This is a genomic window from Mesorhizobium sp. M1C.F.Ca.ET.210.01.1.1, from assembly GCF_004791585.1.
In the GTDB taxonomy this organism is placed as follows: domain Bacteria; phylum Pseudomonadota; class Alphaproteobacteria; order Rhizobiales; family Rhizobiaceae; genus Mesorhizobium.
This window is the reverse complement of record NZ_SRUU01000166.1, coordinates 1-326: the sequence shown is the minus strand read 5'-3', so window position 1 is coordinate 326 and position 326 is coordinate 1. Positions and strand designations below refer to the sequence as shown.

At 62.3% G+C, this 326-nt stretch carries 1 protein-coding gene; it reads left to right on the top strand.

The features are described 5' to 3' along the window. The coding region (locus tag EN853_RS33420) for a PAS domain-containing protein (protein WP_135861368.1) at positions 1-326 on the top strand (326 nt) is incomplete at both ends.

Genomic DNA, 326 nt, shown 5'->3' with positions numbered 1-326 from the left:
ACAACTTCGCCACCTGGATCGACCTTATCGTGCCCGAGGATCGCGAGCATGTGCTGGGCCAGATCGAGTGCATACGCGACGGCGAACGCGCAACCTTCGAATACCGAATATGCCGGCCGGCCGACAACGAGAAACGCTGGCTGAGCGATTCCGGCTTTCCGATGCGCGATGCGGCGGGAAAGGTCGCTCATATCGGTGGCGTCGGCCAGGACATCACGCGCCAGAAACAAGCCGCGGAACAGCAGCAAGCTCGCTTCGCCGGATTGCAGCATCATACTCGCACCACGCTGGCCGTGATCCGGTCGATCGTGCCGCGTAGGATGGAG